Origin of the sequence: Solihabitans fulvus, from assembly GCF_008386585.1 — a bacterium.
Taxonomy (GTDB): Bacteria; Actinomycetota; Actinomycetes; order Mycobacteriales; family Pseudonocardiaceae; genus Solihabitans; species Solihabitans fulvus.
Map to the genome: position 1 here is coordinate 1 of NZ_VUOB01000444.1, position 209 is coordinate 209.

Annotated in this window: 1 protein-coding gene; it reads left to right on the forward strand. The window is 74.2% G+C overall.

The annotated features are described in order from the left end of the window. On the forward strand, window positions 1-209 hold a 209-nt coding region (locus tag F0L68_RS41965), incomplete at both ends, for an SDR family oxidoreductase (RefSeq protein WP_368732297.1).

Below are 209 nucleotides of genomic sequence, written 5' to 3' on the forward strand. Positions count from 1 at the left end.
CCGCCCGCGCCGGGGTCGACCGCATCGTGAAGCTGTCCGTGGGCAGGGCCGGCGACCCCACCGCCACCGACCCCATCCCCAGTTGGCACCGCGCAGGCGAGCAGGCGGTCATCGACAGCGGGCTGGCCTGGACGTTCCTGCGTCCGCTCGGGTTCATGTCCAACGCGCTGCACTGGGCGCCGACCATCCGCGCCACCGGCACCGTGCAC